Source organism: Herbaspirillum sp. B65, from assembly GCF_000333555.1.
GTDB classification, from domain to species: domain Bacteria; phylum Pseudomonadota; class Gammaproteobacteria; order Burkholderiales; family Burkholderiaceae_D; genus Herbaspirillum; species Herbaspirillum rubrisubalbicans.
This window is the reverse complement of the sequence record NZ_BADI01000145.1, coordinates 1-8,086: the sequence shown is the minus strand read 5'-3', so window position 1 is coordinate 8,086 and position 8,086 is coordinate 1. Positions and strand designations below refer to the sequence as shown.

The window sequence follows — 8,086 nt, the reverse complement described above, 5'->3', positions numbered from 1 at the left end:
AGTTTCTTCCAGCCGCAGTACGGTACCGGCACGGCGGCGCGCGCCTATCCTGCGCGCCAGCCCTGCGGCCAGGGGCTGCAAGCCACCCGGCCAGGTCAGCCAGGCACCGTCACCGGCATTGGCGGCCTGGCCGATGCGGCTGCAGAAATAATGCAGACCGGCCCAGGCCGAGACCTGGTCATAACGCGCGCCATAGTCATCCCGGCAGCCATAGTTGACCAACCAGTGCAGGGCCGGGGAGCGATAGCCTTCCTGGTCCAGCCATTGCCGCATCGTAATGCGATCCAGCGCCAACCAGCGCGGATCGTCGGAGGCCTGTGCCGAGGGCAGCATGAAGGGGCGGCGGCCCTGGGCATCGCGGCTGTTGCGCAGGCTGTCCATGCTGCGATTGAAGCGCTCCAGTTGTTCCTGCTCGCCCGGCTGCAAGGGGGGCAGCAGGCCCTCGACCCAATGGCCGGCCACCAGCAGGCGCTCATCGGGGGCGTGCAATAGATAGCGTTCGTCGTAATAGGGGCGCTCGGCCTGGGCATCGCGCAGGATCACCCCCAGGTCGGCCAGGATCTCGCGCACGTGCAGACATTCCTGCGACGGCAGCGGCAAGTAATGGGCACCGGTAGGGCAGGCATATTCGCCATACTGTGCGCCGGCGGCGTTGCCATCGGCTTCCGGTCCATCGATGACCAGGAAATCCTGATGGCCGCAGCGCTCCAGCTTCCAGGCCGCGGTCAGGCCGGCAATGCCGGAACCCAGGATGGCGATGTCGGTGTCCAGCACCTGCTCCGGCGCGGGCAGGATGCCTGGATTGCGCGCCAGGTCACGCAGGAAGTGTCCTTCTGCCCGGCCCGGTGCGCGCACATGAGGCTGCACTTCGCGCCACTTCCACAGGATGCCGCCCATGCCCACCGCGGCAGCGCCGGCGGCGGCTGCGCCCAGCACGAAACTGCGCCGCTGCATCAGCGCACCACCCGGTGCCAGTCCTGCTCGAAGTAGCGCACCAGGGACTGGTTGTTATACCGGTGCCTCGCTGGGCGTGCCGACCGCCGACGATTACACGGCCATGGGCGTCTATGGCGTGACCAGCACCAGCGTGGCTTCCATCAATGCGGCATTGGCCACGACCGTGGTCGATGGCGCCCACGCCAATACCCAGCCCCTGGTGCAGGGCATTGCCAGCGCCTATCTCAAGATCCTGGCTGCGGCCGACGGCAGCCGCACCAAGCCCGATCCGATCGGCTCGGCAGCGGTCCCCACGGAGGCCGAGCTGGAAAGCCTGGGCGTGGGCGTGACGGCTGCCACCAACAGCCATCGCATCAGCCTGCTGGCCACCGCCCTGGATGCCTTGAGCCGCGACAAGGTCGATACGCCCGCGCGCATCGACCTCATCAATGCCTCGGCTGGCAAGATGATTGCCGCCGCTGGCAGCGCCGATGCGGCTGCCCTGTTGACCATGGATGACTTCACCAATCTGGGCGTGCAGGGGCTGGATGTGGCTTTCCTGCCCAATGTGCAGACCCTGGTGGCCAGCACCGATGTCAGCCGTATCGACAGCAGTACCCGCCTGCAAGTGCTGGTGGATGGCTTGCTGAAGGATCTGAGGATCATCCGCAACTATGCCGACAATGTGAACAACACCGATGCCGCTCTGGGCGTCGTTGGCACGGTGCTCTCTCCCACCGTGGACAACTATGCCCGCGCGGGTGTAACGGGCGTGACGGCCGACACCTTGGCCTGCATCAATGCCTCGGTCAAGACCCTGGCCAGCTCCAGTCTGGTGGACAGCAAGAGCAAGCTGCAGGCCATCGTAGATGCCTACCAGCACGTGCTGCAGGCCGCCGATGGCGTAGCCGGCAATCTGGCGCGACCCATCACCCGGGACGAACTGATCCGCATCGGTGTGCCCGCGGCCAAGCTGCCCGACCCCTCGGCCAGCGGCCTGTCGGCGGCCGATGTCGCTCTGGCGCGCGGCACCATTGGCCTGCTGGTGACAGCCCTTGACGCCCAGCCGTCCGACAAGAGCACGGTATCGACCCCGGCCAAGATCGCCGACTTGGCCGAGACTGCTGGCCGCGTCGCCGCCTATGCCGCCGGTACCGCTACCTCGACCACGCCCTTGACCAACGACTTCGTGGCGCTGGGCGTGAAGAACCTGGTGGCCCAGGTCGATGGCAATACGCCTTCCACCGTGGGGCTGATCAACAGCGGTCTCAAGGCCCTCGGCACCGATGCACTGGCGGCCCTGAACTTGTCGCAGGTCCAGATCATGGCGACCGCCGCAGCCAAGCTGCGCAATCTGGCCTCGGCCAGCAGCATCATGGCCGACGCCAAGCGTCCGGCCGCCGATGCGGTCAATCCCGATGGTACGCCCCAGGCCGGCGCGCCCCTGACCTATGACGAATTCCATGCGCTGGGCATGGCCGTCAACAATGCGCCGGCCAACCTCAAGTTGCTCAACGAGGTCTTCAATGCTCGGCCCAATTTTGCGTCGGTCTCGGACCTGGGCAAGATCAATGCGCTCAATCTGGTCGATATCGTCAACCGCGTGATGCGTCAGGCCGATGCCGATGTGAAGCCGGCTGACGCACCGGCCGGCATCACGGTAGCCGAACTGACCACGCTGGGCCTGTCCAGCACTGGCGCCACGCCGGACGTGAATGCGGCCTCGCTGTCGGCCTTCATGGCCGCGCTCAAGGCCTCTGCGCCGGCCGACGTCGATACGCTGGCCGAGCTCAAGTCGATGGCCTCGGCCGCTCGCGCCGCCCAGGCCAAGATCATGAGTTATGCTGAGCGCCAGAGTTCGGGCGCGGTCGCGCAGGCCGGGTCCGATACGGTCACTCCGGTGGCGAAAGACTTCAGCGACATGGGCGTGAGCGGCGTCGGCAAGTACGGCACCGGCACTCCGGATCGCCCGGATGCCATGCCCGAGGGCTTGTTCGCGGTCCTCTCGGCGCTGGCCACCAGCGCCGTCAACGGCACCCGCGCCGCCACGGCAGAACTGGTGCAGGGCATCGTCGATAGCGCCAACAAGCTGCTGGGACTGGCCGATGGCGTGGCCAACACGCCTGCCAATTCGCCGACCCTGGAGGACTATCGGCTGCTGGGTGCGGACCTGGCCGGCCTGGGCCGGGCCAGTGTCAAGACCGACTACCTGTCACTGCTCAATTCGGTGATCGACCGTCTCGCCGCTGACAAGGTCGATACGCCTGCCGAGGTGCTGACCCTGGCCAATACGTCGTCCGCGTGCTCGACAGCACGGCCGGTGCAGGCGGTGCTGCGCCCGTGCGAGCCGACCTGGAACAGTTGGGTGTCACCGGCTTGACCGACAAGGACATGCCAGCGGTATTGACCAAGCTGCAGCAGGTGCCGGCGGACAAACTCTCCACCATCAACACCTTGCCGGGCCTGCAAAGCCTGGTAGGCAAGGCTGTCGCGGCGCAGGACAAGATCCGCGACTACGCCGGCGACAACACCAAGCCCTTGCCGACCGCGCAGGATTATGCCGACATGGGCGTGCTCTTGCCGGCTACGCCCAAGGTGGTGGCCGACAGCATCCTCGGGGCCACCAACAAGGCGCTCGCCTCTGGCCCGGTCGGCACCGATCAGGCCAGCACGCCCGATCTGGTGCAAGGCATCGTCAACAGCTATGCCAAGCTGCTAGCCCTGGCCGATGGCAGCATCAACACCGCTGCGGCCAATCTGCCGGTGGCACAGGATTACGTCCGCGTGGGCCTGGACAAGACCCTGACCGACAAGCTGGCCACGCCATCCAATCTGCTGCTGCTGAACCAACTGGTCGATGGTGCTGCCAATACGGCAGCCGTGGACAGCCCCGCCAGCCTGAGCGAGCTGGCCACCATCACCAACAAGGTGCTCAACATCGCTGCGCAGCAGACCGGCGATGTGGTTGCGCCGGCCGATGCCTTGAGCGCGGCCGACTTCAAGACCTTGGGCATCAATGGCCTGTCGGCCGTGGAGAGCGATGCCGTGGTCGCGGCGCTGCAATCGCGCGCCGTGGCCGATGTCGATACCGTAGCCGAGATCCAGAGCGTGGCCGCTGCTGCGCGCTTGGCCATCAATCGCATCGTCGCCTACGCCGACAGCAACAGCGGCGACGCGCCCACCGTGGCCGATTTCCAGGCCCTGGGCGTGATCGGGGTGAGCGAGGTTGGCCCCAGTGCCAACAAGGACGACATCCTGGCTGCACTGGCCACGGCCGGCGTCGATGGCACGGACGTCAATTCGGTGGCCGGCATCCAGGCGCTGGTCAACAGCTATGCGCGCCTGCTTGCGCAAGCCGACGGCGTGCCCAGCAACACCAGCGATGCCAACCTGGCCAAGCAGGCCGATTTCGACCATATCGGCGTGGACCTGTCCGCCCTCCTGGCGCTGGACAGCGGAGGGGCTGGTGCCAGTGCCAACATCGTGCAATTGCTCAGTTCCATCGTGGACAGCCGTACCACCGCTGAGGTCAATACCCCGGCCAAGATCGCCGCGCTGGCGACCCTGGCGAGCAAGGTAGGCATGGCCGTGCAGGGCGACAACACCAAGCCGCTGACGGTGGACGATTTCGCGGCCCTGAAGATTTCCGGCGTCAATGCCGGCAATCTGTCCAAGGTGCAGGCGCAACTGGCCAAGCAGGCCGATGACGGCAGCACCGTCAACACCTGGGCCAAGCTGGCTGATGCGGTCTTTACCGTCACCAACGTGCCAGCCATCAACACGGTGGCGGGTGACGATATCATCAACTTGGCTGAACGTACCGCTGGCGTCACCCTGACCGGCACGGCTGGCAAGGATGATACGGTCACGCTGTTCTATCCGGACGGTAGCGTCATCAAGAGCGGCATCGTCACGCGTGACTCCGGTACCGGCACCAGTGTCTGGAACTGGAGCTATACGCTCACCGCCGCCGACTGGCTGGCCTTGGGTGCCAATGGCGCCAATGGTGTGGACAAGGTGATCGGCATCCAGTCGCACAACACTGTCAAGGGCATCGATTCGATCAAGGTCATGCATACGGTCACCATTGATACCGTCGTGCCTGTCTTCGGTGCGCCCATTGCGCTCTCGCGTGATACCGGCACGGCCGGGGATGGCATCACCAGTGATGGTAAGGTGCTGGTGTCAGGCCTGGAGGCCGGTGCTAGCTGGGCCTACAAGATCGATAGCGGCGACTACCAGCCGGGTAGCAGCGGCAGCTTCACTGTCACCGGCGAAGGCAGTCATGCTGTCAAGGTGCGCCAGACCGATCGTGCCGGCAACAACAGTGCCGAGCAGGTATTGAGCATGACCCTCGATACGGTGGCACCGGCCAAGCTCAGCGCAACGCTGGCGCGAGATACCGGTAGCGGCAGCAGCGACGGCCTTACTGCGGACGGTACGCTCAATATCGGCGGCCTGGAGAGCACGGCGAGCTGGCAATACAGCCTGGACAACGGCACCACCTGGAGCGCCGGCAGCGGTGCCAGCGTCAAGATCAAGGGGGCCGTCGATGGCAGCGGCAATGTCGATGGCATCAAGAATGTGGTGGTGCGCCAGACCGACGTGGCCGGCAATGTCGGTGCCTCCAGCGATGCGCTCAGCTTTACGCTCGATACCACTTTGCCGACCAAGCCCACGCTCAGCTTGGCCAAGGACAGCGGCAACGCGTCCGACCGTATCACCAATGACGGTACGGTCAAGGTCGGTCAGCTGGAGGCGGGGGCCAGCTGGCAGTACAGTGTGGACAACGGCGTGACTTGGAGCGACGGCAGCGCCACCAGCTTCCGTTTCGCCAGCGCCGCCGATGGCGGTGGTGGCAGCGATGGGGCCAAGAACCTGCTGGTGCGTCAGAGTGATGTCGCCGGCAACACCAGCCCCAACAGCGACAAGTTCAGCTTTACGCTGGACACCACCTTGCCGGCCCCACCGACGCTGTCCTTGGCCAGCGACAGCGGCGTCCAGGGTGACAAGATCACCAATGACGCCATCTTCAACATCAACGGATTGGAGAGCGGTGCGACCTGGCAATACAGCCTCGACAGCGGAGCCACCTGGACCAATGGTTCCGGTGGCAACGTCAGGCTGCGTAGTTTGGCCGATGGCGGCAAGACCATCATTGCGCGGCAGATCGATGTGGCGGGCAACGTCGGCAGCAGCAGCGACGCGGTGAGCTTCACTCTTGACACTACGGCACCGGCCAAGCCAACCCTGGCCCTGGCACGCGACAGCGGCAGCTCGCCGACCGATCGCATCACCAATGATGGCACCCTCAACGTGGGCGCGCTGGAAGCGGGCGCCAGCTGGCAATACAGTCTGAATGCTGGCGCTACCTGGGCCGACGGCAGTGGTTCGAGCGTGCGTATCAAGGGCGCGGCCGATGGCAGCGGCAACACCGACGGCGTCAAGGCGGTCATCGTGCGCCAGACCGACGTGGCGGGTAACATCGGACCGAGCAGCGACAGCTTCAGCTTCACGCTGGATAGCACGCTGCCCAGTAAGCTTTCTCTGTCGCTGGCCCACGATACCGATGTCATCAACGACAAGATCACCAGCGATGGCACGGTCAACGTCACCGGCTTGGAAGCCGGTGCGAGCTGGCAATACAGCGAGGACAACGGCGTGAACTGGTCACGTGGCAGCGGTTCGAGCTTCGTGCTGGCCGGCGACGGCGACAAGAGCGTCGTGGTGCGCCAGAGCGACGTGGCCGGCAACGTCGGGCCGACCAGCGATCCCTTCACCTTCACGCTGGATGGCGGTCCCCCGGATCGACCCACCATCGCATTGGCTGCCGATAGCGGTAGCTCCAACACCGACAAGCTCACCAACGATGGCACGGTCAATGTCGGCAAGCTGGAGGCTGGTGCCCACTGGCAGTACAGTCTGGATGGCGGCACCACTTGGGTCAACGGTACCGGCAGCAGCTTCAAGCTCAAGGGAGCCATCGAGGGCGGGACCAATACCGATGGTCTGCGCAACGTGGTGGTACGTCAGACCGATGCCGCAGGCAATTCCAGTCCCAACAGCGACCCGCTGAGCTTCACGCTGGACACCACGGCACCGGTCAAGCCCACCTTGACCCTGCAATCCGACACCGGCAGCTCGCCCAGCGACAAGATCACCAATGACGGCACCGTCAAGGTCGATGCTCTGGAGGCCGGCGCTACCTGGCAATACAGTACCGACAGCGGCGTCACCTGGAGTGCTGGCAGCGGTAGCAGCGTCAAGCTGACTGGCAATGGCAACAAGGCGATCCAGGTGCGGCAGACCGATGCAGCCGGCAACCTGGGCGCGGCCAGCGACAGCTTCAGCTTTACGCTGGATGCCACCGCGCCGGCCAGTCCCACGGCTGCACTGGCCAACGACAGCGGTAGCTCGCCCACCGACAAGATCACCAATGACGGCACGGTCAGCGTCACGGGTCTGGAAGGTGGCGCCAAGTGGCAGTACAGCACCGACAATGGCACTACCTGGGTTGATGGCAGCGATAGCAGCGTCAAGCTCAAGGGGGCCGCCGATGGCACCGGCAATACCGACGGCGCCAAGAAAGTGCAGGTGCGTCAGATCGATGTGGCCGGCAATGTCGGTGCGGCCAGCGCAGCACTGAGCTTCACGCTGGACACCACGGCACCAGCCAAGATCACCGCTGCCCTGGGCAGGGATAGCGGCCCGTCGAACACGGACAAGATCACCAACGACGGCACCGTCAACGTCAGCGGCCTGGAGTCCGGTGCGAGCTGGCAGTACAGCATCGACAATGGCAGCACCTGGAGCAATGGCAGTGGTAGCAACGTCAAGCTCAAGGGTGCTGTCGATGGTGCCGGCAATACCGACGGGCTCAAGGCTATCGTGGTACGCCAGCTCGATACGGCCGGCAATGCAGGTCCCGGCAGCAATGCCTTGTCCTTCACGCTCGACACCACGGTACCGGCCAAGCTGGGCCTGGCGCTGGCGACTGACACGGGTACCGCCGGCGACAAGATCACCAGCGATGGCACTCTCAACATCACCGGGCTGGAAAGCGGCGCGACCTGGCAATACAGTACCGACGATGGCAGCAACTGGAGCAGTGGCACCGGCACCAGCGTCAAGCTCACTGGTGATGGCGTCA

General features: G+C 65.1%; 3 protein-coding genes. 2 read left to right on the top strand and 1 reads right to left on the bottom strand.

All coding sequences use genetic code 11. From position 1 onward, the window contains the following. Positions 1 to 936 (bottom strand): NAD(P)/FAD-dependent oxidoreductase (locus I5W_RS03925; RefSeq protein ID WP_252716882.1); only part of this gene is annotated, 936 nt, incomplete at its 3' end. On the opposite strand from I5W_RS03925, the gene I5W_RS32335 reads away from it, so the two are divergent. Further along, complete coding sequence (locus I5W_RS32335; RefSeq protein WP_199901697.1) at positions 896 to 3,316, top strand: hypothetical protein; 2,421 nt, start codon at positions 896 to 898, stop codon at positions 3,314 to 3,316. The two genes, I5W_RS03925 and I5W_RS32335, sit on opposite strands and share 41 nt — an antisense overlap. After that, on the top strand, positions 3,238 to 8,086 hold a 4,849-nt coding region (locus I5W_RS03915; RefSeq protein WP_044528252.1), incomplete at its 3' end, for a beta strand repeat-containing protein. The genes I5W_RS32335 and I5W_RS03915, both read left to right, overlap by 79 nt.